This is a genomic window from Pantoea sp. 18069, assembly GCF_902706035.1.
Taxonomy (GTDB): Bacteria; Pseudomonadota; Gammaproteobacteria; order Burkholderiales; family Burkholderiaceae_C; genus Comamonas.
Genome location: NZ_CACSJA010000014.1, coordinates 37,575 through 58,676, shown reverse-complemented (window position 1 = coordinate 58,676; position 21,102 = coordinate 37,575). Strand labels below are relative to the sequence as shown.

Below are 21,102 nucleotides of genomic sequence, written 5' to 3'. Positions count from 1 at the left end.
GCTCAGCCCAGGCCCGCGGGCAGACGCGCGTTCCAGTCGGTCGCCTGCTCGTAGGCCCAGCCTATGCGCAGCGCCAGGTCTTCGTGCTGGCCGCGGCAGACGATCTGCAGCGAAGTGGGCAGGCCCTGGGCGTCGACACCGTTGGGCAGCGACAGCCCGCACAGATCCAGATAATTGCCAAAGCGCGTGTAGTGCGCGGGCGCCTTGGTCTGGTCCACTTCGCTCAGCGGCAAGGCCGTGGTCATGGTGCTGGGCGTGAGCAGGGCGTCGATGCCTTGCATGGCCAGCGCGAATTGCTGCTTCATCACGCTGCGCTGCTGCATGGCTTCGAGATAGGCGCGCGCGCTGATGTCTTTGCCGGCCGCGATGCGCGGACGCACATCGGGGTCCAGCGGCGCGGCGGGGTCGTCGATCAGCGCATGGTAGAGCGCATAGCTTTCGGCCGCCATGATGCGCATGTTGAACGCCGCGACATCCTCGAAGCGAAACGGCAGCGCCAGCGTCACGATCTCGGCGCCCAGCGACTCCAGCACCTGCAGCGATGCGTCATAGGCTTCGAGCACCTCTGCCGACGCATAGCCGCGCTCGCTGTCGGGCATGCGCGCCAGCCTCAGGCCCCGGATGCCGCGCTGCAGCGCGGGCATGGGATCGACGTAGGAAAGTCCTGCCGTCAGCGGATCGAGCGGGTCCTGGCCCTGCATGGCGGCATACAGCAAGGCCACGTCTTCGACACAGCGCGCCATGGGGCCGGGGGTGTCCAGCGTAGGGCTCAGCGGCTGTATGCCGTAGCCGCTGATGCGCCCAATGGTGGTTTTCAGGCCGGTGATGCCGCACCACGATGCGGGCATGCGGATAGAGCCGCCGGTGTCCGTGCCCACGGCCCAGGGCACGAGGCGGCCCGCCACGGCCACGGCCGAGCCGTTGCTCGAGCCGCCGGGCGTGCGCTGCACGCTCATGTCCCAGGGGTTCCAGGGCGTGCCGCGGCGCGTGTTGGTGCCCCAGCCGCCCATGGCGAATTCCACGGTGTGCGTCTTGCCCAGAACGATCACGCCTTGCGAAACAAGTCTGCGCGCCAGCGTGGCGCTGCGCGTGGCCTGGCGGTCCTTGAAGGCTTCGCTGCCGCCGGTGAAGACCTGGCCCTCGATCTCGATCAGGTCTTTGAGTGCAATGGGAATGCCGTGCAGCGGCCCCACCGAATGGCCGACGCGGATGGCGGATTCGGCCGCTTGCGCGGCCAGGCGGGCCGCACCGGCATGGACGGCGACAAAGGCCTGGAGCCTGGGTTCGCGCCGGGCAATGTTCTGCAGGCAGGAATCCACCAGTTCAACCGGCGAGATTTCGCGCTGCACTATCAATCGGGACAGCTGATGCACGGGCAGGGTGGCAAGTTGATCGTGGCTCATGCGCTGACCCCTTGCATCTGGAAGCCGTGGTTTTCCAGCGCGGCCACCAGGGCGTGCTCCTGCTGCGCGGACAGCGCCGTCAGCGGCGGGCGCAGCGTGCGCCAGGAATCGACGCCGCTGAAGCGCGCGACCGCGGCCTTCATCGCCGGGATCATGTTGTGCTTCTGGAAGATGGCGCGCGTGGCGTCAAGTGCCGCCTGCCGGGCATCGGCATTGCCTTGCGTCCAGCTGTTGAACAGCTCCACCATGGGTGCCGGGTTGACATTGCCCGTGGCCGTGATGCAGCCCGCGCCGCCCGCGCGCAGCGTGCGCAGCAAGAACACTTCGCTGCCCGCGAACACGTCGAAGCCCTGCGCGCCGAATGCGCGCTGCATGGCCTCGGTATTGCTCCAGTCGCCCGAGCTGTCCTTGATGCCGGCAATGGTGCCGGGATAGGCCTTGAGCAGCCGCTCTATCAATGGCAGGCTGATGGCCACCTGGGCCACGGGCGGGATGTGGTACAGATAGACGCGCAGGCGGCTGTCGCCCACGCGCTCTATCACTTCGGCGTAGCTGCGGAACAGGCCGTCGTCCGAGACGCCCTTGTAATAGAACGGCGGCAGCATCAGCACGCCGCCCACGCCCGCGGCCGTCGCGTGGCGTGTGAGTTCCACCGTGTCGGTCAGCGCGCAGCAGCCGGTGCCGGGCAGCAGGCGCGCGGGCGGCGCGCCCGATGCAAGCAGGGCATCGAGCAGCTCCTTGCGCTCGCCCACCGACAGCGAGTTGGCTTCCGAATTCGTGCCGAACACCGCCAGCCCCACGTCCTGGCCCAGCAGCCATTGGCAATGGCGCACGAACTCGGCAACGTCGGGGGAAAGGTCGGCCTTGAACGGCGTCAGAACCGGGGAGTAGATGCCTTGCAGATGGTGCGGCGTGGCCATGTTTTTGTCTCCTGATGAACGAAATGAATGGCGCGGGCTAGCTGTGCCCCAGCACGGGGCGGGGCGCGTAGCCGCGGTCGAGCTGGGCGATTTCCTCGGGCGCGAGCGCCACCGACGTGGCGCGCACCGCCTCTTCGATCTGCTGCGGCTTGCTGGCCCCGGCAATGGGGGAGGTCACGCCCTTGTGCAGCAGCCAGGCATAGGCCAGCGTGGCCGCGCTCACGCCTTTTTCCGCGGCCAGCACATGCAGGCGCGAACGCGTGGTGAGGTCTTCCTGCCTGCCGTAAAAGCGCTGGGTGGTCGCGTCCGCGGCAGCGCGCGCCGACGTACTGGCGCCATCGCCCTGCGACGCCAGAAAGCCGCGCGCCAACGGGCTCCAGGGCAGCAGCGCCACGCCGGAGTCCTGGCACAGCGGAATCATCTCGCGCTCTTCTTCGCGATAGACCAGGTTGTAGTGGTTTTGCATGCTGATGCAGCGGCTCCAGCCGTTGTCGCGCGCGACCTGCTGGATCTTCGCGAACTGCCAGGCCCACATGCTGCTCGCTCCCAGGTAGCGCACCTTGCCGGCCTTGACCACGTCATGCAAGGCCTCGAGCGACTCTTCGAGCGGGGTGGCGGGATCGAAGCGGTGGATCTGGTAGAGGTCGATATAGTCCACGCCCAGGCGCTGGAGCGAAGCATCCACCGCATGCAGGATGCGCTTGCGCCCCAGGCCGTCCTTGTTGGGGCGGCGGCGAAACCCGGCCGCGGCATCGCCTTCGAAAGCCATGTCGACCGGGTTGAACACCTTGGTGGCAATCACCGCCTCCTCGCGCCGGCTGCCCGGGAAAAATTCCGCGAGCAGCTTTCCCGTGACCACCTCGCACTCGCCACCGGAGTAGGTATCGGCGGTGTCGAAGAAGTTGATGCCCAGCTCCACGGCCTGGCGAAACAGCGGGCGCGAGCCCGCCTCATCCAGAACCCAGGACCGCCACGCGGGCGAGCCGAAATTCAGCGTACCCAGGCAGATCCGGGAGACCGCCAGTCCGGAATGGCCGAGATGGACGTATTGCATGCAGGCCTTTCTTCGCCAGTCGCTGGGGTGTCGGCTTATTGCGGTTCTACGCCCGCGGCTTTGAGAATCGCGCCGTAGTTGGCTGAATCCTGGCGGATCATTTCCGCCATTTCCTGCGGCGTGCCGCCGATCGGGTCGAGGCTGAAGTCGGCGAACTTCCTGCCCATCTCGCCCTTGAGGGCCTTGTTGAGTTCGGCATTGAGCCGCGTGATGATCGCGGGCGGCGTGCCGGCCGGCGCCGTCAGCCCTATCCAGGTGATCGAGTCGAAGCCCGGCACACCGGACTCGGCCACCGTGGGCAGATCGGGCACCAGCGGCGAGCGCGTGGCGCTGGTGATGGCGACTGCGCGCAGCTTGCCGTTGCGCTCCTTGGCGTAGGGCAGGGCGGTGGGCGACGTCTCGAACATCACCTGGATCTGTCCGCCCAGCAAATCATTCATCGCCGGCGCGCCGCCCCTGTAGGGCACATGCAGCATGTTCAGATCGAAGGCCGACGCGAACTGGCGCGCGGCGATGTCCTGCCCCGTTCCAATGCCGGCGTTGCCGATGATGATCTTGCCGGGCTGGGCCTTCGCCAGCTTGATCAGGTCCTGCACGCTGTTCACCGGAACCGACGGGTGCACCAGCAGGATGTTGGGCTGATTGACCAGGCGGATCACGGGCGTCAGATCCTTTTGCGAATCAAAGCCCGGGCGCTTGTAGAGGAACTGATTGGCGGTGAGCACGCCCGAACTGCTCACGAACAGCGTCTGGCCGTCGGGCTTGGCGTTGGCCACCGCAGTCGCACCGATGTTGCCCGAGGCCCCGGGGCGGTTGTCCACCACAAAGGTCTGGCCCAAGGCGTCACCCAGTTGTCTGGCGATGGAGCGCGCCACCATGTCGACGCTGCCGCCCGGCGGGAACGGCACGACCAGCGTTACCGGGCCCTTGGGGTAGGAGGGCTGCGCACTCGCCAAGCCGGCGACGGCGAGCAACGACAGCGCCAGCAGGCTGCGGCGGCAGAGGTTCTTGACGGAAGTGGAGTGAATTGACGACACGGTGAGCTCCTGAGGGTGGATGGGTAAATCGGTCTGCGGTCGAACGCGTGCTGGCCGGTGCGCTATGCGGCGCCCTTTGCGGCCTCGATGGCCTTCTCTATCACCTGGGTCGAACCCATGATGTCGGGGTATTTCTCGCCGGCGTCTATGCGCGCCAGCGTCTTCTTTTCGTCCTGCATCATCTGCAGCGCGCGCCTGGCGCTGGCCTCGATATCCGCCGCGGGCAGCACCAGAATGCCGTTTTCGTCGGCCAGGATGGCGTCTCCGGGCACCACGGAAACACCGCCGCAACTTACGTGCCCGCAGAACTCGCCGCCCAGCCCCAGGGTCTTGACCGTGACGGCCGAGGTGCCGCGCGACCAGACCGGCACGCCGTACTGGCGCAGCTCGCCCAGGTCGGTCACCAGGCCGTCGACGATGATTCCCACGACGCCTGCGGCGCGCGCCGCATAGGCCACGGCGCCGCCCAGTGCGGCGATGGATTCGTCGCCGCAGCGGTCGATGACCAGAAAGTCTCCGGGCCGGGCCTGGCCGACCGCGTAGTGCACCATGGCGCCGTCCATTGCGGGGGCGCACACGGTCACGGCAGTGCCGGCAACGCGGCGGTCCTGGAAATGCGCCTTGATTGCCGGGCTCATGAACCCGGTGTAGCGAAAGTGGCCGATGACGGCAGGCTCGGCCTGCACGAGCAACGACAGCAACTCGGGGTCCACAGGCTTGGGCAGGGCATTGAGTACGTACATGGCTTGCAAAGAAAATTGAATGAGCCACCAATCTATCAGCGGGCTTTTTGAAAGAAAAACGCCTTATTTGAGGAATAGTTGATAAGATTTCTGAATCATGCGGACAACCCTGAGGCAAATCGAAGCATTTTTCTGGACGGCCAAACTGGGCAGCATCCATGCCGCGGCCGAGCACCTGAATTTCAGCCAGCCGGCGATTTCAAGCCGCATCAAGGAGCTGGAAGCGGCGCTGAATCTGCCGCTTTTCACGCGGCAAAATCAGCGTGTGCAGCTGACGCACGAGGGCCGCGATGCGGTGACGCTGGCGGAAAGGGTGCTGGGCGCGGCTCAGGATTTCGAGCGCATGGGCCGCCTGGGCCCGCCCCTGGAAGGCGTGCTGCGCCTGGGCTCGGATGAATCCACCGCGATGGTGGCGCTGTCGGAGATCCTGCGGCAATTGAAGCGCAGGCATCCGCGGCTGGTGGTCGAAATCACCATCGACGTAGGCAGCGTTCTGCGGGAAAAACTGCGCAAGCGGGAAATCGACGTGGCGCTGCACACCTACTCCAGCTCGGCTGCGCATGTGGTGGATCAGCTGCTCGGCTGGGTCGATTTCGCGTGGTTCGCGGCAAGTGAAATGCCCATGCCCGACGGCCCGTTCACGCCCAAGGTCGCTTCCCAACTGCCGCTGGTCACCAACTCGCCGCCATCGACGCTGAACTCCATCGTTCACCAATGGCTGCGCAGCGCGAGCGTCGAGTTCGAGGGCATCAATTCCTGCAATTCACTCTCGCTGATGCTGCGTCTGGTGCGCGAAGGCCATGCCATCGCGGTCCTGCCCTTGCCGGTACTGCGCGAACATCTGGCCAGCGGCGAGCTGCGCTGTCTGCCCGCGTCGCCGCCCATCCCCAATATCGCGTACTACGCCTCGTACGTGGTGGACGAAGCCGATCAGGGCACGGCTATCGTGGTGGAAACCGCCAGGAACGTGCTGATCGACAAGCGCTTCTTCGTGCGCCTGCCGGATGGGGAGCTGCTGCCGCCGATCTGAGCGGCGGCCTTTGTTTTTTCCTTTTCTTCCAAGCCCATGACTCCTCGCGCGCCGAATTCCAGCCAAGGCATTGCCGACTTTCTCGCGCCATGGGACTGGTTCCGTGCGCTGTCGCCCGAGCTGCGCCTGCTGACGCAGCAGACCGCCGTCACCCGCAGCGCGCAAGCCGGCGACTACATTGCCCGCGAAGGCATGCCCAGCACCCACTGGTATGGAGTCATGCAGGGCTGTCTGCAGATGTATGTGGCGGGCGCCGACGGCAGTGAAACCACGCTTTACTGCATGCGCGAAGGCGAGTGGGGCGGCGACGGCTCGCTGCTCAAGAAGGAGCTGCGGCGCTACGATTTGCGCGCGCTCACGCCGGCGCGGATCTGCCTGATCCCGGCACAGACTTTCGAAGTGCTGCGCAACAACTCGATCGCGTTCAATCACTTCCTCACGGACATCATGAACGCGCGCATGGGGGCCTTTGTCACCATGCTTGCCGCAGCCCGCCTGCTCACGCCCGAGCTGCGGGTCGCCCGCGGGTTGCTGATGGTGGCCGATGCGCAGGCGACGGGCCCGCAGGAACTGGCGATTTCCCAGCATGAGCTGGCGTTGATCTGCGGGCTGTCGCGCCAGCGGGTCAACCTGGCATTGGGCGAATTCAGACAGCTGGGCATGGTGGGCACCGAGCCCAGGAAAGGCCTGCTGATCGCCGATGCGCGTGCGCTGCGCAGCTACCTGCGCAGCCAGACAGAAGGCCTGGACCGCGCCTGAAACCGCGGGTGGATTTACCCCCGGCTTTGCGCTGCGCCCTGGCCCCGGTGCATGATTTCCTGCCGCCGGCGATCCTGGGCACGGCGATTGCCGGCATCGCTCATGCCGGCCGGCAGCTGCGCGTCCAGCGCCACGCTGTGCTCCTCGATCTGCCGCATCACGCCGTCCTGCAGGGCTTTCTTGGACATCGCATAGGCCACATTGCAGTCGGGAGTGATGCAGCGCGCATAGTCGATTGCCGTGGCGATGAGCTGATCGGGCGCCACGACCTCATGGAAGAAGCCCAGGGCTTGCGCTTCATCGAGGTCATACAGCTTGCCGCGCAAGGTGGTCAGCGCCGCGACCTGGTCTCCGAGCGTGTACTTGATGATCTCCACATAGGCCGCGGGCATGGGGATGCCTATGGGCACCTCGTTGAGGCCGAACCTGGCCGAGGTGCGCGCCGCGACGCGAAAGTCGCAGACCAGGGCGGTGATCAGGCCGCCGGCAATCGCATGGCCGTTCACCGCAGCCACCGTCGGCCGCGGATAGGTGAAGATGCGCAGGTTGGTCTCGCGGTAGGCGCGATACCACGCGCTGATCTTGTCCGGCTCGCCGCTGCCGAAGATGTCGAAGCTCGACTGAAAGTCTATGCCCGCGGAGAAGGCGCTGCCTTCGCCGGTGAGCACGACCGGAAGATCCTTGAAATCACGTTCCAGCCGGTCAAAGGCGGCATGCAGATCGCCGAAGAACTGCGCGTTCTGGACATTGACCTTGCTGGTATTCATGCGCACCACCGCGCACCCGTTGACGGTTTCAATCTGCCAGGCCATTTGTCGGTCTCCTTGAGTTGGTGGACCCAGTCTAGAGAGCGCGGCCTGCGCATCTTGTCATCGCAACGACATCAGGAATTCGGATGCCGATGCATCTCGGTCATGCATGGCGCTCGCGCACCCCACAGCCCACGACACTGGCGTGTTCTCCAGCACAGGGGCCGCACCGATCAGGGCGGTGAGCGCGCCAGCCGAGCAGCCACCGGCCAAGCTGCTGGCCGGCAGCATCGAAACCGAGGTCGGCCGGCGCATGGAAGCTGTGGATTTTTTAGCGGCTGAAAATGTGGAAATGTGCTGGATGCGGGCTTGCTCGGCAGGCCGTGGGGCAGCGCTGACTTGGCCTTTTTGCGCCAGGCTGGCCGGGCAACAGGCGCGTTCTTTCCAGGGCTTATCGCTGCGCGGTGGCGAACCAGCTGCCCGATGCGACAGACCAGAAAATGAGCAGGCCGTAGGCAGCCATTGCCGCTGCGCCGAGGGCGAAGAAAGCCGTGAGCGATCCCGTCACCACGAGTGCCGCCCATCCCAGACCGGCGCAGACGCTGGGCGCGGCGCGCGGAACGCCGGCGCTGCGCGTGCTCAAGCATTACCGCGACGCGGCGCGCGCGCTGGTGATCGTGACCAGCACCCTGTATCCGGAAAATCGCTACTCCATCGTCACCACACTGGCCAGAAGCGCTTGAACTGCGCCCCTGGCCGCCTTGCGTTTTCTAGCGCCGTGACTGCCAGGTCGTGACCGCGACCATGATCGTCGTCGTCATCAGGATGGTCACGACGCTCATGGCCATGCCCTGGCCGACCGAGCCCTGTTCGAACTGCCGCCAGATGAACAGCGAGGTGGTCTGTATGCCCGTGGGCGCGAGCAGCAGCGAGGCCACCAGTTCGCGCGAGGCGACGGCAAACACCAGCAGCATGGAGGCCAGCAGGCTGGGCAGCATCAGCGGCAGCAGCACGCGCACCAGCATCTGCACCATGCTGGCGCCATGCACCCGGGCGGCGGCTTCCATGTTGTCGCCGATCTGGGACAGCGCGGCCGTCGCATAGCGCACCGGATAGGGAATCAGCAGGCAGCAGTAGGCCAGCAGCAGGATCAGCCAGGTGTTGTACGGCGTTGCGGGCCAGAACGACTGGTTCCAGGCAAGTATCAGTCCCACGGCGACGACGATGCCGGGCAGGGTATTGGGCATGATGGACAAGGCGTCCAGCAGCACGCGAGCGCGCATCGAGGTCTTGAGCACGCAGTAGGCCACCAGCAGGCCCAGCACACCCGTGACCAGGGCCGTGCCCAGGCCCAGCGCGGCGCTGGTCGTCAACGCGCGCAGCGCGGTTTCCCCGCTGGAGAAGATCGCCGCGAAGTGGACGAAGGAGAAATTGCCCGGCGCCAGACCGCCGGACAGCGTTTTCGAGCAGGCGGTGATGAGAATCGCGGCCAGCGGCGTCACCGTGGCCGCCAAGGCCACGCCCGCAAACACAGCCGTGACCGGCCATTGCCATGGGCCCAGGGCGCGCAGCGAGGTGTCGCCCGGCTTGCCGGTGGTGGTCTCGAACACCTGCTTGCCCAGCAGTCGGCGTTGCAGCCAGAACGCCAGCATGGCGAGGATCACCAGCACCACGGACAGCGTCGATGCGCCGGGCAGGTCTATGGGCCAGTCGGAAAAGCGCCGTTCTATGCCGGTCACCAGCACGAAGAAGCCGGCATGGGCCGCCAGCGCCGCGGGCGTGCCGTACTCTTCGATCGCCATGGCGAATACCAGCAGCAAGCTGGCGGCAATGCCGGGCAGGGCCAGGGGCAGGGTGATGCGGAAAAAGCATTTCCAGGGCCCGCCGCCGCACACGCGCCCAACATCCGCCAGGCGCGAGCCGGTGCTGGCGAGGGTACGCGACACCGCGAAATAGACCACGGGAAACACGTTGAGCGTCATCACGAAGACGACGCCGGGAAACGAGAACAGGAAGGGCGCGGCATGCAGGCCGAAAAGCTGCTCGGCGTAGCCGTTGGGCTGCAGCGTCATGATCCAGCCCAGCGCCGCGATATAGGGCGGAATCATGAAAGGGATCAGAAACAGCAAATCCCACAGCGCGGCAAAAGGCAGCTGGAACAGGCCGCGCACGGCGCCCAGAGGAATGCCGATCAGCGCACTCAGCAGCACCACGCAGGCGCCCAGGCGCAGCGTGTTGAGCGTCAGCTCGAGCAGCGCGTCATCGGCAAACACCGCGCGCAGATGCGACAGCGGTGCGGCCAACGAGCCGTTCGCGAGTTCGGGATAGATGGCTTGCAGCAGCACAAAGGCCAGCGGCAGGGCCACCAGTCCCAGCAGCGCCGCCGTGGTGCCCGCGGCAATCGCCGACGGGCCCAGCTGGAGACGACCCGCTGCCATCACCGGCGCCCGAACAGGGTCGAGAAGCGGTGCAGCAAGGCGGCGCGCGAGGCGTAGTTCTCATTGCCTTGCGGCTCGGGCAGCAGCTTGATGTCCTGGAGCTTCATGCGCTTGGCCGCCACATCGTCGCGCGCCGGAATCAGGTAGGCCTCGGCCACGCGCGCCTGGCCTTCGGGCGACAGCACGAAGTCGATGAACCTGCGCGCATCGTCCTGCGATTTCGAGGACTTGAGCACCATCATCGGCCGCGGCGCTACCACGGTGCCGCTGCGGGGGAAGATCACTTCTATGCTTTCGCCCCTGGCCTGGCTGCCCAGCGCCACGTAGTCCACGGCGCCAAACACTGCGGCCCTGGCGCCCTGCAGCACGGGGTTCATGGCCTGGGCGTTCGGCCCGGAAATCACCATGCCATTGGCCTTGAGGCTGGCAAACAGCTCCCAGGCCTTGTCGCTCTGGCGCTTTTGCAGCGCCGACAGCAGATCGAGCGAGGCGCCCGACTGCGCCGGGTCGGGCATGGTCACCTTGTCCCTGAATGCGGGCAAGGTGAGATCGCTCCAGTCGCCCGGGCGCGGGGTATTGCTTTTGGTGTTCCAGACAATGGACAGCACCGACAGCCCCTGGGCCACATAGTTGGCCTGGCGGTACTGGGGCGCGACCTTGCGGGCGTTGGCGCTTTCATGGGCCACCAGCATGCCGCGGCGGTCCAGGTCCTGGGCGCTGTCCCACGACGCCGAGATGACGACGTCGGCGCGGGGATTGGTGGCTTCGGCCTGCAGGCGTGCCATGACCTTGCCGGTATCGGCCTGGAACACGTCGACCTGCACGCCGGTCCTGGCCTTGAAATCGGCGGCCAGCGTGTCTATCAGTTTGCCGGGGCCGGCGCTGTAGATGGTCAGCGCGTGCGCGGCGGGCAGTGCGAAGACAGACGCCACGGCCAGCGCCATGGCGCTCAATGTGCGAGCATTTTTCATGGAAATTTTCTTGAATTTGAAGTGTGGGGCGGCTCGCTTCAGGCGGCCTTGGGCAGCCAGCGCAGCACGTTCCAGTCCAGACAGAGGTCAACGACTTCTTCGCTGGCAAGGCGCTGCGGTGTAGTGAAGCGCAAGCCCTTGCAGTCGGCGCCGGTCCTGACATGGGTGATGAAGCGGCCATGCCGATAGCGCTGCGATACCACCTGGGCACGCAATGCGGCCTGCGGGTCGCTGCCTACGCGTAGGGCTTGCTGCGGAATGAACAGATGCGCGTGCTGATCTCCGCGGGGCAGCGCCTGGGCCGGCGCGCGCCAGGCCTGCGGAATATCCTGCGCATGCAGGACATTGCCCAGCTTCAGAAAATCCGCAACCAGCGCGCTCTCGGGCGAATGCATCAGCTGTTCAGGCGTGGACAGCTGCTGTATGCGCCCGGCGTGCATCACGGCAACGATGTCGGCCAAGGCAAACGCCTCTTCCTGGTCGTGCGTCACATACACTGCGGTCGTTCCCATGCTGCGCAGCAGCAGGCCGATTTCGTGGCACAGGCTTTCGCGCAGATCACGGTCGAGATTGGACAAGGGCTCGTCGAACAGCAGGACCTGCGGCTCGGCAACGATGGCGCGGGCCAGCGCGACGCGCTGCTGTTGCCCGCCCGACAGGCTCGACGGCTGGCGGTCGGCGTAGCCCTTGAGTCCGACGATTTCCAGCGCGCGCTCCATGCGCGTGGCGCGCTCGTCCCTGGGCACGCCGCGCATCTCCAGTGCGAACGCGACGTTCTTGCCCACGGTCATGTGGGGCCACAGCGCATAGTCCTGGAACACCATGCCCAGGCCGCGCTTTTCCGGCGGCACGAACCGGCCCTCGCCCGCGACCACCGTGTCGCCTAGCCGTATGCGCCCGTGGCCGGGCGCCACGGGGATCAGGCCGGCCAGCAGCTTGAGCAGCGTCGTCTTGCCGCAGCCGGAGGGCCCGAGCAAGGCCAGCACCTGGCCGCGCGCCAGCCGCAGATCGATGCGGTCGAGCACGGTATTGCTGGCGAAACGATGCGTCAGGCCTTCGACCGAAATCGAAGTGCCCTTGTGCGGATTGGGATCGTCCCTGCGCATCAGAACGCGTGGCGTATGCCAGCCATGGTGCCGAACTGGTTCTTGCCCGCGGCCACGCTGGAGCCGAAGCCGTTCACGCCCAGCGTCTGGGCCTGGCTCGCGTTGTCCTTGTTCGCGGCATAGGAGGCGATCAGGTACAGGTCGGTGCGCTTGGACAGCGCGTACTTCGCCATCGCGATGACGGACGTAGGGTCCTGGTTGGAGTTCTTGCGGTCGGTGTGGTAGATCGACGCGCTCAGCTGCAGCGGGCCCGTGACCTGGTAGCTGCCGCCAATCCAGGCCAGGTTGGTGCGTACATCGGCCGCGCCCACGGCTTCCTGCTTGCGCGTCAGATAGCCGCCCAGCACTTCGGCCTTGCCGAACCTGTAGCGCGCGCCCAGCGTCAGGTGCTTGTCGGCGTTGTCCTTGGTGGCCAGCGTCGTGCCTTGCTTCTGGTCATACAGCGCGGCCATGCTGAAGCCGTCGCCGCGGTACTGGAAGCCCAGGCCGTACTGGCGGCCCACCTTGGCGCTGTCGGAGGATTCCTGGCCGTTGTAATGGGTGCTGTAGTAGGTGGCCATTTCCACGGCGCCGAACTTCTGCGTGTACTTGATGGCGTTGTCCATGCGGTCCGAGAACGCACCGTCATGCACCTTGGCCGACCAGGTCGCGTTGTCCATGGTGTTGTACTTGCTCATCCACTCCAGCATCATGCTGTTCTGGCGGCCGAGGTACAGATTGCCCCAGCGGCCTTGCAGACCGATCAGCGCCTGGCGCCCGAACATGCGGCCGCCCTGCAGGGACGTGCCGGTGTCCAGGCCGATGCCGGCCTCGAGGATGAAAACGGCCTTGAGGCCGCCGCCCAGGTCTTCGGCACCCCGGAATCCCAGGCGCGAACCCGACAGGTTGCCGGAGCTCAGACGCGACAGGGTGCGGTCGGCGCCGGCCGCGGCCGGCGCGTTGTTGATGATTTCAACGCCGTTGTCAGCGATACCGTAGATGGTGACGTTGGACTGGGCGAAGGCCTGAGCCGTCAATGCCATGGATGCGACTGCACCAGCGACCATGGCCGCTACTTTTGCTTGCATTACAGATACCCCTCGGAGGCAGGATTGTTATATTTGCTAATGAATTGGCTGCGCTACCACCATCGCCTGAGCCAGCGATTCGAGGATGAAAAACGGTTTTGCCCTACACCCGGTGGTAGGGGCGAAGATTAGAAGCCGAATGTTGCGATACCGTGACATGCGCATAGGTACGGTCGATATGTCGACGCTCACGCCAGCCCAGGCGTAAGCCGTGACCGGGGCGCGCTGGCAGCGGAGCGCCCGTTGCGTGGTTTTTAGCCGCTAAAAATCGACGGGCCTGGCGTGAGCGCCGAGATGCGTGAGCGCTTGCCACCCTTGCGACGCCGCGTGCTTGGAATGCGACATGGCATGCAGGCCCGTGCCGTTGCCTTCCGGGTCTTCCATTTGCGCAACGAAGCCGGACGTGCCGACCGCCGTCTGCGCACAGAGCACCATGCCGCCGGCGTGCACGGCCTTTCTCAAGGTGTGCCGAATATCGGCCACATCGAAGTGGAGGTGAACGCCTGACCTTGCGGGTTCATGGGATCTGCGCATCATTGCCTTGCATTGGCGAACCAGCTGCCCGATGCGACAGACCAGAAAATGAGCAGGCCGTAGGCAGCCATCGCCGCTGCGCCGAGGGCGAAGAAAGCCGTAAGTGAGCCCGTCACCACAAGCGCCAGCCATCCCAGTCCGGCGTAGAGGAACAGGCGCAGCGCCCCGGCCAGCAAGGGCCATTTCAGGCGCCCCGCGCCCTGCGAGGCGAAGTACAGCGCGATGCCCATGGCAAAGAAGCCATAGAACGGGCCGGCGATGCGCAGGTACTGCGCGCCTGTCTCCAGCATGCGCTCGTCGGAGCCGAACAGCCTGAGCCAGGCCTCGGGCCAGAGCGCAGCCGTGAGGCCCACGGTCTCGCCGATGGCGAAGGCGATCGCGCCCCCGACCAGCGCGATTTTCCGCGCACGTTCGGGCTGGCCCGCGCCAATGTTCGCGCCGACCAGCGCGACCATGGGCGCGCCCAGGCCGAAAGCGATGGGGATCAGCAGATACTCCAGCCGCGCGGCCGTGGCATAGCCGGCCAGGGCCTCGGAGCCCGCGTGCGCGCCCACGATGGCGGCCGTCGAGGCGATCAAGCCGTTGGTCAGCAGGGGGTTGATGCAGGCCAGGCCGCCCACGGTGAGAATGCTGCGCATGGGCGCCCAATGCACCGGCCCGGCACGCAGCTTCGCGGCGTTGTGCTCACCCATGCAATACCAGGCCAGCACCAAGCTGCCTATCGCGTAGTAAGCCACCAGGGCCCAGGCGCCGCCGACGACGCCCAATGCCGGAATCGGCCCGAACCCGAAGATCAGGGCCGGGCAGATGGGAATCAGCAGCAGCGCGCCGCCGCAGATCACGGCGCCGGGCAGCAGCATATTGCCCGTGCCGCGCACCACGCTGGCCAGCGCGTTCATGATCCACATGAGCACCAGCCCGGCGAACACCACATGTCCATAGTCCTGGGCCACGGCCAGCGCCGCGCCCCGGGCACCGAGCAGATGGAACAGCGGGGTGCTGAATCCCATCAGAAGCATCGTGAAAACCAGGCCCACCGCCGCGCTCAGCACGACGGCATGGCGCGCCAGCGAATCCGCCAGCGCCGCATGGCCCGAGCCCAGCGCACGCGCCACCGCTGCCGAGATGCCGCCGCCCAGGGCACCCTGCGACATGTTCTGCATCAGCATCAGAACGGGAACGACCACGGCGACGCCGGCCAGCACATCGGTGCCGAGCTTGGCCAGAAACCACATCTCGATCAGCCCTGTCGATGCCTGGGCGAGCATCATCAGCATGTTCGGCCAGCTCATGCGCAGTATCGTCGGCCCTATAGGGTCCTGCAGCATGGCGCGCACGCGCGGGCTCGCTGGCGGCATGCGAGGTGCCAGCACCTGATCGACATTCATGGCTTGTTTTCCTGATAATGTTGCATATGCAATATTTGCAGGTGCAATATATCACGCAAAAAAACACGGGAAGCGTTCATGCTGCCTGCCCGCGCCAGCAGACCGCAGGCGAGACGATCGGCACCATAGGCGCAGGGACGTGGCTGGCCAGCGTCATGGATACTGGCGCGATCCCCATGGCAAAAAGCCCCATGGCCTAGGCCATGGGGCAAACGCAATGATCTTAAATCCCTGCGCTATCAGAACGCGTGGCGGATGCCCACTTCTGCGCCAGCGGACTTGCCGCCAGCGGCCAGCCCGGGTGCGCCGCCGGCCAGGCTGAAGCTGGCGCCGCCCTTGTTGTGGATGTACGAAGCGGTGCTGTAGATGGCGGTTCGCTTCGACAGATTGTGGATGTAGCCGATCGAGTACTTGTCTGCATCGCTGCGATTGAATGCTGCAGGGCCGCGGCGGGAGTCCGTACGGACATACGAGCCGCGGATCTGGTGGGCACCGACAGGCGCGGTAAAGCCCAGCAGAATGCGATCTTCGGTACCCGCAGTGGCCGTGCCGTAGGTGCCGAATGGCAGTTCGTCACGCTGATAGAAGCCCATCAATCGCACCGCGCCCAGATCGTATGCGGCGCCAACGCCCATTTGCTTGAGCTTGTCACCGGCGACGTTCACGAAGGTCGTGCCGTAGGAGGCGGAGAGATTCAGCGGGCCGTTGTCATAGACCAGGCGTGCCGCGGCATGGCGGCCGGCCTTGGTCGTGACGCTTTCGTCGGGCGCGTACATCACTTCCAGCTGGGCTCCGCCCAGGGCAGGCGTGAAGTACTGGATGGCGTTGTCGTGGCGATAGTACGAAGCAAAGGTGCCAGGCATGCGGCTTGCAACATTGGAGCCGGCGACTCCGACGACACCAAACGGGTCGAATTTCACGACGTTCTGGCTCGCGGGGGAGAAATCGCGTCCAAGGCGCAGCTCACCAAAATGGCCCATCAGGCTGACCGTGGAACGGCGCTGGAAGAACTTGCCGGTGGGGCTGGTACTGCCGGTGTCGGCCAGCACATCGGATTCCAGCCAGAAGCCTGCCTTGAGGCCGCCCCCGAGGTCCTCCACACCGCGAAAGCCCAGGCGACCAGTGGAGAGTCCGCCGCTGTTCATCGTGACATTGCTGGGCAGATTGCTGTTCTTTACATAGCGCACGTTGGCGTCCACGATACCGAACACGGTGACCGACGACTGGGCATAGGCACCAGCGCTGACAAAGATTGCTGCCAGTGCAGCGGCATAGGTGGGGCGAAGTTTCATTTCGAATCCTTGGGTTATCAAGACGATTGGCAGATGCCTTGAGACATCAGCCGCAATCGTAGGCAGCGCCTGCAGGAAAAAATCGCGCTGATCCCTATCTGCCCACCCTTCGCAAGCCATATGGGCGAATAGCGCTTCATTTCGTCAAGAGAAAGCAACGACTCCCGAATTTGTCTCCTGTACCTGTGCGGGTTTATAAAGTTCGCATTAAAAAGGTGACAGAAATTTAACAATCATGTAATTCAAGCTGTTTCATCGGAAAGATAGACTGGGCGCGTAAAGCACCAATATTGCCGTGTGCTTGGCTCAACCTAAAATACTAATGAGACGAGAAAATATTCGACTTAGAGCGCTTGCAAGAGCTGGGGATCTGGAGGCAAAAGTGAAGCTGGGGGGCTTCTATTTGAAAGGTGTCCTGGATTTTCCTAGAAATATAAAGCTTGCTCTCGAATATCTTTCTGCGCCAGCATTGAGGTACAGAAGCGAGGTGGCCGTACTGATCTGCTCGCATCTGGGAATTCTGGAAATTCTGGAATATTCCCAGGTTGAAAATCTCAGAAAGGCTGCTGCTATTGACAATTCCGCCCGCATCAAGCTCATCACGCTGCTGATCATCAGGAGAAATCTGGAAGAACTTGCGTTCTGGGTCGGTAAGAATGATTCCGTTCTTTGCAAGGAAACAAAGAAAATACTGTCTGAAACCCATGGCGCGGACATGGCGCAGGCATTATTCAGGATTTCGGAAAAGCATGATATTCCATCTCTGGAAATCATTGCGGCTGAAGCGTGGTCGGCGCTGAGCGAAGGCGCCTACAGCAGAGCTGAGGAAGCCTTGAGCCTGGTGGCGCCCGATGCGGATTCCATTCCACATGCCATTTATGAAGCGATCGCGAAAATCGTAGCGGTGGCCGAGGAAAGTGGAAAGACTCTGGAGAAGATACCATCGACATTGATAGAGTCCAGCCTGGAGCACTCCGCCGCCACGAGCAACAAGAACTCCTGCTATCTGCTCGGCAGAATGCTGGCCGGACTCAAGACGGAGTTCGTCGGTGCATCCCATCGTTCCGGCGCCATCAACCTGCGCAAGGCAACGGCACTCCTGTTGAAAGCGGCAGACAATGGGCGCTCGGAAGCCTGGATGGACCTCTTCTACCTGTGCTCGGATTACCGAAGTTCCGTGGCCAACCCGTCGATGGCGCGGTTTTTCCTCGAAAAGGCCTCGTTTTCCGGTATCGCAGAGGCCAAGCGTCGCCTGGGCGCCTTGACACTCAAGGAGGCGAAAGGCATAGAGCACATGGAAAAAGGGCTGTCGCTCCTCTATGAATCGAGCATCGACGGGGACAGTTTTGCCAACGGCATCATCAAGACCCTGGTTCTTGATGTCAACGGTTGTGAAGAAGAGGCGGATTCCGGCATACAGGAGGTTCAACAGATCGCTCCATTGCTTGCCACCCGGCTGCGCCTGGCAAGACATTTCGGCCTCACCAAACTGGAAGCCCTTTCCATCAACCCCTCCACGGCGATTCGTCCATGGGGACTGGTGGTGGAGCGAAATCTGCATATAAGAAAGGGCAACCTTTCCGAGCCCAGGGCAGTACCCGCTGCATCCCGCAAAGCCATTGAAACCATTCGCAACGCAGCCATGGAGTTTGCACCTCACGGTGAGATAGCGGATGTGCTGGAGGGATCCCTGCGCGCCAGAGCATTGAAGCAAAGAAGAGTATTTCAAAAAGTCAACTTGCAGGAAAATCTATTCTTCTCGCAAGCAAACTCATCCCAGCGGGATGCCTTGAGAATAGGAACGCGCTGGGCTCAAAATCAGAAGAAATTCCTGGATCAGGCGCTGGCTTGAAATAACAGATCCGCTGCAATCAAATATGAAATCCTTGAGAATTCTCATGGTTGACCAGGATTCCCATTTTTTGAGGCGACTGGAGCAAAAGCTGTCGGGCATAGGGCACCAATCCTATCTGTTTGATTGCTATGCACGCGCCGGTCAGTCTGTTCTACAGGGAAACTACAATCTGCTGATTGTAAATATAGAAAATACCGGTGACGAAGGATCGAGATTCGTTGAAAGGTTCAGCAAGGAAAGAAGTACACCAGTCATCGTTACTTCAACCAACGGGGAAGTAGAAACAAAGATCCACCATCTGAAAATTGGAGCCGTTGACTATGTGGTCAAGCCTGTGGATTTCGAGGAATTCATGGCGCGGGTGAGTGTTCAGCTCGGCAAAGGAGTTGCGCATTCTGTGGTGACGTCAAAGCTTGTTTTTGACGATCTGACAATACACCTGTCCAGCAGCAGTGTGGAGCGCGGCGGCAGGCTAATCAGCCTGACGAAACAGGAATTTTCCACCTTGCTGTATCTGGCCCGCCACCAGGGTGAGCCGGTGAGCAGGGAGAAGCTGTTTGAGAATGTTTGGGGCAACAAGAATTTGCGCCAGGCAAATCTGATCAATGTCGCGATAGGGCGATTAAGAAAGAAGATTGACGATTCTTTCGAGAGAAAATTCCTTCATACCGTGCATGGCATTGGATATGTTGCGGAATACAGGGATTGATGTCTTGAGCGGATCGCGCCGGCCATGAACAAACCATTGCACATCAAACCCCGGCGGTGTGTCACCAGCGCACGCCGAACGCGCTTTCAAGTTCCGCGACCTGAGTCGGCGTCAGCGGCGCGGGAGGCTTCTCCAGCATCAGCCACAGCCGCGCCGTCTCTTCGAGTTCTTCCAGCGCATGGCTGGCGCGCGTCACGCTTTCGGCCCAGACCACGGGGCCCAGGCGTTCGAGCAGCACGCCGCGGACTTCGCCGGCGATGGCTGCGACCTGCTCGGCGACCGTGGCTGCACCGGGCCGCGCATAGGGAATCAAGGGCACGCGGCCTATCTTCATGACCTGGTAAGGCGTGATCGGCGGCAGCACCGCATCGGGCGCGGCGACGCCGGCCAGCGTCAGCGCGACCAGGTGCGTGGAGTGGGTGTGCAGCACGCAGCGCGCCTGGGCGTTGCGTGCGTAGATACCGTGGTGCAGGGCCAGCGTCTTCGAAGGCTTGTCGCCCGAGATCCACTCGTTGCCGGCATTGACCTTGGCCAGGCGCGCGGGGTCGAGCCGGCCCAGGCAGGCGTCGGTGGGCGTGATGAGCCAGCCGTCGGCCAGGCGCGCGCTGATGTTGCCCGCGGTGCCGGTGGTGTAGCCGCGCGCATGCAGGCTCGCGCCGACTTCGCAGATCTCCTCGCGCAGGCGCGCTTCGTCGTCGGGTGCTGTCGTCACGCGGCGGCCCCATCGAGGTGCTTGAGCGCCTTGTCGAAGAAGTCTTCGCTGCCGAAGTTGCCCGACTTGAGCACGACTGCGAGCGCCTGGTCATCGCCCAGCGATTGCGTTTCCGGCACGCCCGGATCGATCTGGCGGCCTATGCGCAGCGCCTGCAGTTCCAGCGCCTGGATCACGGCGCCCGAAGTCTCGCCGCCGGCGACCACGAAGCGGCGCGTGCCCGCGGCGCGCAGCCGCGCCGCGACCTGGCCCAGTGCCTCTTCGATCAGCGCACCGGCACGCGCGACACCGAGCTCGGCCTGCACGCGGCGCACTTCCTCGGGGCTGCTGGTGGCGTAGACCAAGGCGGTCTCGCCCGCGCCGGCCACTGCCAGCGCGGTGCCGACCACATCCTCGCCGCGCGCCAGCGCCAGGGGGTCGATGCGGTAGGCGGGCCGGCCGCTGCGCAGCCAGGCCGCGACCTGGCCGTTGGTGGCCGTGGACGCGCTGCCCGACAGCACCACGGCGGGGCCGGCGATGCGCTCCAGTTGCGCGGCGTCGCTGCCCCGCAGCTTGCCCTGGCGGCGGAAGTTCGCGGGCAGGCCCTGGGCCACGCCCGAGCCGCCGGTGATGAGCTGGGCGTCGGTGCAGGCTTCGCCCAGGGTGACGAGATCGGCATCGCTGATCGCATCGGCAATCGCCAGACGCACGCCCTGCGCACGCAATGCCGCCATGCGCTCGCGCACGCCGGCCGCGCCCTGCGCCACCGCGGGCTGGGCGATGAGGCCGACCTTGGCCTGGCTTTGCGACTGCAGCACGCGCACCAGGTCGGGGTCGCGCATGGGCGTGAGCGGGTGGTTTTCCATGCCCGATTCATTGAGCAGGCGCTGGTTGACGAACAGGTGGCCTTGGTAGACGGTGCGGCCGGCGCCCGGAAACGCCGGGCAGGCGATCGCGAAGTCGCAGCCCAGCGCCTGCTGCAGCGCCTCGGCCACGGGGCCGATATTGCCGACGGCGGTCGAGTCGAAGGTCGAGCAGTACTTGAAGAAGAACTGCGTGCAGCCCTGGGCCTGCAGCCAGCGCAGCGCTTCCAGGCTCTGCGCCACCGCCTGCTCCACGGGCGCGGTGCGTGATTTGAGCGCGATGACGATGGCATCCGCGTCCAGCGAGGCGGCCAGCCCGGCCGAAGGCACGCCTATGGTCTGCACCGTGCGCATGCCGCCGCGCACAAGGATGTTGGCCAGGTCGGTGGCGCCGGTGAAGTCGTCGGCGATGCAACCCAGCAAGGGAGGAAGCTTGTTCATAGGTCTGGTGAAAGTGTGAATAAATGGTACGCGACTTCACAAATTTGAACAA

Annotated in this window: 20 protein-coding genes and 1 pseudogene; 6 read left to right on the top strand and 15 right to left on the bottom strand. The window is 64.3% G+C overall.

Features of this window, described 5'->3' with window-relative positions; translation table 11 throughout:
- Positions 1 to 2 precede the first annotated feature (2 nt).
- The 5 genes from GVL12_RS13000 to GVL12_RS12980 form a co-directional block, all read right to left on the bottom strand.
- On the bottom strand, positions 3 to 1,403 hold the full coding sequence (locus GVL12_RS13000) for an amidase (protein ID WP_159914603.1): 1,401 nt from the start codon (positions 1,401 to 1,403) through the stop codon (positions 3 to 5).
- The gene (locus GVL12_RS12995; RefSeq protein WP_159914601.1) at positions 1,400 to 2,323 is read right to left on the bottom strand and encodes a dihydrodipicolinate synthase family protein; all 924 of its coding nucleotides are present in this window, start codon (positions 2,321 to 2,323) and stop codon (positions 1,400 to 1,402) included. Before GVL12_RS12995 ends, GVL12_RS13000 begins: the two co-directional genes overlap by 4 nt.
- Before the next feature lie 37 nt (positions 2,324 to 2,360).
- Positions 2,361 to 3,377, bottom strand: coding sequence for an aldo/keto reductase (locus GVL12_RS12990; RefSeq protein ID WP_159914599.1), 1,017 nt, complete (start codon positions 3,375 to 3,377; stop codon positions 2,361 to 2,363).
- A 35-nt stretch (positions 3,378 to 3,412) separates the two neighbouring features.
- Positions 3,413 to 4,414 (bottom strand): tripartite tricarboxylate transporter substrate binding protein, encoded by a 1,002-nt coding sequence (locus GVL12_RS12985; RefSeq protein ID WP_200843727.1) that lies wholly within the window; start codon positions 4,412 to 4,414, stop codon positions 3,413 to 3,415.
- A 62-nt stretch (positions 4,415 to 4,476) separates the two neighbouring features.
- Positions 4,477 to 5,157, bottom strand: coding sequence for an RraA family protein (locus GVL12_RS12980; RefSeq protein WP_159914597.1), 681 nt, complete (start codon positions 5,155 to 5,157; stop codon positions 4,477 to 4,479).
- 97 nt (positions 5,158 to 5,254) lie between these two features.
- Between GVL12_RS12980 and GVL12_RS12975 the strand changes: the two genes are divergently transcribed.
- Together GVL12_RS12975 and GVL12_RS12970 are read left to right on the top strand one after the other, a co-directional pair.
- Complete coding sequence (locus tag GVL12_RS12975; protein WP_159914595.1) at positions 5,255 to 6,187, top strand: LysR family transcriptional regulator; 933 nt, start codon at positions 5,255 to 5,257, stop codon at positions 6,185 to 6,187.
- A 36-nt stretch (positions 6,188 to 6,223) separates the two neighbouring features.
- Positions 6,224 to 6,946: a Crp/Fnr family transcriptional regulator gene (locus tag GVL12_RS12970; RefSeq protein ID WP_159914593.1), complete on the top strand. Its 723-nt coding sequence runs from the start codon at positions 6,224 to 6,226 to the stop codon at positions 6,944 to 6,946.
- Positions 6,947 to 6,960: 14 nt separating this feature from the next.
- Here GVL12_RS12970 and GVL12_RS12965 read toward each other — a convergent pair whose 3' ends face one another.
- A complete protein-coding gene (locus GVL12_RS12965) occupies positions 6,961 to 7,758 on the bottom strand; it encodes an enoyl-CoA hydratase/isomerase family protein (RefSeq protein ID WP_159914591.1) in 798 nt (265 codons plus the stop codon).
- Positions 7,759 to 8,246: 488 nt separating this feature from the next.
- On the opposite strand from GVL12_RS12965, the gene GVL12_RS12960 reads away from it, so the two are divergent.
- Entirely contained in the window at positions 8,247 to 8,438 is a 192-nt protein-coding gene (locus GVL12_RS12960) for a hypothetical protein (protein WP_159914589.1), read from the top strand.
- A gap of 27 nt (positions 8,439 to 8,465) precedes the next feature.
- Here the strand turns inward: GVL12_RS12960 and GVL12_RS12955 are convergent, their stop codons facing one another.
- From GVL12_RS12955 to GVL12_RS12930, 6 genes and pseudogenes are all read right to left on the bottom strand, one after another.
- Positions 8,466 to 10,133, bottom strand: coding sequence for an iron ABC transporter permease (locus GVL12_RS12955; RefSeq protein WP_159914587.1), 1,668 nt, complete (start codon positions 10,131 to 10,133; stop codon positions 8,466 to 8,468).
- Positions 10,133 to 11,104 (bottom strand): ABC transporter substrate-binding protein, encoded by a 972-nt coding sequence (locus tag GVL12_RS12950; RefSeq protein WP_159914585.1) that lies wholly within the window; start codon positions 11,102 to 11,104, stop codon positions 10,133 to 10,135. The genes GVL12_RS12955 and GVL12_RS12950 overlap by 1 nt, the downstream gene beginning before the upstream one ends.
- A gap of 422 nt (positions 11,105 to 11,526) precedes the next feature.
- Positions 11,527 to 12,210, bottom strand: a pseudogene (locus GVL12_RS26575) (ABC transporter ATP-binding protein); the annotation flags it as partial.
- Positions 12,210 to 13,277 (bottom strand): porin, encoded by a 1,068-nt coding sequence (locus GVL12_RS12940; protein ID WP_159914581.1) that lies wholly within the window; start codon positions 13,275 to 13,277, stop codon positions 12,210 to 12,212. The pseudogene GVL12_RS26575 and the gene GVL12_RS12940, both read right to left, overlap by 1 nt.
- A 261-nt stretch (positions 13,278 to 13,538) precedes the next feature.
- Positions 13,539 to 13,811: a VOC family protein gene (locus GVL12_RS27030; RefSeq protein WP_159914579.1), complete on the bottom strand. Its 273-nt coding sequence runs from the start codon at positions 13,809 to 13,811 to the stop codon at positions 13,539 to 13,541.
- Positions 13,811 to 15,199, bottom strand: a complete 1,389-nt coding sequence (locus GVL12_RS12930; RefSeq protein ID WP_200843726.1) for an MATE family efflux transporter — start codon at positions 15,197 to 15,199, stop codon at positions 13,811 to 13,813. The genes GVL12_RS27030 and GVL12_RS12930 overlap by 1 nt, the downstream gene beginning before the upstream one ends.
- A gap of 26 nt (positions 15,200 to 15,225) precedes the next feature.
- Here GVL12_RS12930 and GVL12_RS12925 point away from each other — a divergent pair, with 26 nt between their 5' ends.
- Positions 15,226 to 15,399, top strand: coding sequence for a hypothetical protein (locus GVL12_RS12925; protein WP_159914577.1), 174 nt, complete (start codon positions 15,226 to 15,228; stop codon positions 15,397 to 15,399).
- Between the two features lie 39 nt (positions 15,400 to 15,438).
- Here the strand turns inward: GVL12_RS12925 and GVL12_RS12920 are convergent, their stop codons facing one another.
- A complete protein-coding gene (locus tag GVL12_RS12920) occupies positions 15,439 to 16,491 on the bottom strand; it encodes a porin (RefSeq protein ID WP_159914575.1) in 1,053 nt (350 codons plus the stop codon).
- A 322-nt stretch (positions 16,492 to 16,813) separates the two neighbouring features.
- Here GVL12_RS12920 and GVL12_RS12915 point away from each other — a divergent pair, with 322 nt between their 5' ends.
- Both GVL12_RS12915 and GVL12_RS12910 read left to right on the top strand, forming a co-directional pair.
- On the top strand, positions 16,814 to 18,343 hold the full coding sequence (locus GVL12_RS12915; protein WP_159914573.1) for a hypothetical protein: 1,530 nt from the start codon (positions 16,814 to 16,816) through the stop codon (positions 18,341 to 18,343).
- 46 nt (positions 18,344 to 18,389) lie between these two features.
- Entirely contained in the window at positions 18,390 to 19,055 is a 666-nt protein-coding gene (locus tag GVL12_RS12910) for a response regulator transcription factor (RefSeq protein WP_159914571.1), read from the top strand.
- Positions 19,056 to 19,116: 61 nt separating this feature from the next.
- On the opposite strand, the gene GVL12_RS12905 is transcribed toward GVL12_RS12910, so the two are convergent.
- Positions 19,117 to 19,767 (bottom strand): aldolase, encoded by a 651-nt coding sequence (locus GVL12_RS12905; RefSeq protein ID WP_159914569.1) that lies wholly within the window; start codon positions 19,765 to 19,767, stop codon positions 19,117 to 19,119.
- Positions 19,764 to 21,050 (bottom strand): 3-oxo-tetronate kinase, encoded by a 1,287-nt coding sequence (gene otnK, locus GVL12_RS12900; RefSeq protein ID WP_159914567.1) that lies wholly within the window; start codon positions 21,048 to 21,050, stop codon positions 19,764 to 19,766. Before otnK ends, GVL12_RS12905 begins: the two co-directional genes overlap by 4 nt.
- Positions 21,051 to 21,102 lie beyond the last annotated feature (52 nt).

What these genes read in the sequence shown, in the direction of transcription:
- GVL12_RS12950 (WP_159914585.1), bottom strand. Translation starts at nt 11,104, where the DNA reads ATGAAAAATGCTCGCACATTGAGCGCCATGGCGCTGGCCGTGGCGTCT.
- GVL12_RS12915 (WP_159914573.1), top strand. Translation starts at nt 16,814, where the DNA reads ATGAGACGAGAAAATATTCGACTTAGAGCGCTTGCAAGAGCTGGGGAT.
- otnK (WP_159914567.1), bottom strand. Translation starts at nt 21,050, where the DNA reads ATGAACAAGCTTCCTCCCTTGCTGGGTTGCATCGCCGACGACTTCACC.
- GVL12_RS12970 (WP_159914593.1), top strand. Translation starts at nt 6,224, where the DNA reads ATGACTCCTCGCGCGCCGAATTCCAGCCAAGGCATTGCCGACTTTCTC.
- GVL12_RS12980 (WP_159914597.1), bottom strand. Translation starts at nt 5,157, where the DNA reads ATGTACGTACTCAATGCCCTGCCCAAGCCTGTGGACCCCGAGTTGCTG.
- GVL12_RS12925 (WP_159914577.1), top strand. Translation starts at nt 15,226, where the DNA reads ATGCAATATTTGCAGGTGCAATATATCACGCAAAAAAACACGGGAAGC.
- GVL12_RS12940 (WP_159914581.1), bottom strand. Translation starts at nt 13,277, where the DNA reads ATGCAAGCAAAAGTAGCGGCCATGGTCGCTGGTGCAGTCGCATCCATG.
- GVL12_RS12965 (WP_159914591.1), bottom strand. Translation starts at nt 7,758, where the DNA reads ATGGCCTGGCAGATTGAAACCGTCAACGGGTGCGCGGTGGTGCGCATG.
- GVL12_RS12990 (WP_159914599.1), bottom strand. Translation starts at nt 3,377, where the DNA reads ATGCAATACGTCCATCTCGGCCATTCCGGACTGGCGGTCTCCCGGATC.
- GVL12_RS12930 (WP_200843726.1), bottom strand. Translation starts at nt 15,199, where the DNA reads ATGAATGTCGATCAGGTGCTGGCACCTCGCATGCCGCCAGCGAGCCCG.
- GVL12_RS12920 (WP_159914575.1), bottom strand. Translation starts at nt 16,491, where the DNA reads ATGAAACTTCGCCCCACCTATGCCGCTGCACTGGCAGCAATCTTTGTC.
- GVL12_RS12975 (WP_159914595.1), top strand. Translation starts at nt 5,255, where the DNA reads ATGCGGACAACCCTGAGGCAAATCGAAGCATTTTTCTGGACGGCCAAA.
- GVL12_RS12955 (WP_159914587.1), bottom strand. Translation starts at nt 10,133, where the DNA reads ATGGCAGCGGGTCGTCTCCAGCTGGGCCCGTCGGCGATTGCCGCGGGC.
- GVL12_RS27030 (WP_159914579.1), bottom strand. Translation starts at nt 13,811, where the DNA reads ATGCGCAGATCCCATGAACCCGCAAGGTCAGGCGTTCACCTCCACTTC.
- GVL12_RS13000 (WP_159914603.1), bottom strand. Translation starts at nt 1,403, where the DNA reads ATGAGCCACGATCAACTTGCCACCCTGCCCGTGCATCAGCTGTCCCGA.
- GVL12_RS12910 (WP_159914571.1), top strand. Translation starts at nt 18,390, where the DNA reads ATGGTTGACCAGGATTCCCATTTTTTGAGGCGACTGGAGCAAAAGCTG.
- GVL12_RS12995 (WP_159914601.1), bottom strand. Translation starts at nt 2,323, where the DNA reads ATGGCCACGCCGCACCATCTGCAAGGCATCTACTCCCCGGTTCTGACG.